The organism is Adlercreutzia sp. DFI.6.23 (assembly GCF_024462535.1).
In the GTDB taxonomy this organism is placed as follows: domain Bacteria; phylum Actinomycetota; class Coriobacteriia; order Coriobacteriales; family Eggerthellaceae; genus Adlercreutzia; species Adlercreutzia rubneri.
In genome coordinates, this window is sequence record NZ_JANGBP010000139.1 from 1 (window position 1) to 421 (window position 421).

1 protein-coding gene is annotated in these 421 nt (G+C 65.3%); it reads left to right on the plus strand.

Annotated features, from left to right (window positions below; all coding sequences use genetic code 11):
• Position 1 precedes the first annotated feature (1 nt).
• A partial coding sequence (locus NE591_RS12700; protein WP_256156793.1) for an FhaA domain-containing protein occupies positions 2 to 421 on the plus strand: 420 nt, incomplete at its 3' end.

Sequence of the window (421 nt, forward strand, 5' to 3'; positions counted from 1 at the left end):
CATGGGCGCAGCGCCCCTGTCTCCCGTGCAGATTGCCAAGAAGGCCGAGAAGCAGATGCGCCGCGAGAAGATGGTCGGCGCAGGCAAGCAGTACGCTCCCACGCTTTATACCGTGCTCGTCAATGTTCATCGCCAAGGGCTTCATGGACGAGATGAAGAAGTAGCAGCTCGCCCGCTCGTCGGGGTGAGCTCAGGGCCCCTGCGGGGGCCCTTTTGTTTTCCGCCGGCGCAGGGCCGGGGAAGGCGAGAGCGCCGGCACGGGACCGGCGAGGACGTCGTGGGCGGCGCGGCCGAGGGCCGTCCCTGCGGTCCGGCACTACGCAGAGAGATCGATATCGAAGGGGGACGCCTCAAGGCTACCGCAGAGAATACCGATACGAGGAAGAAAAAGAAGAAGCGCGGGCGCTTCTGGCGCATCGTG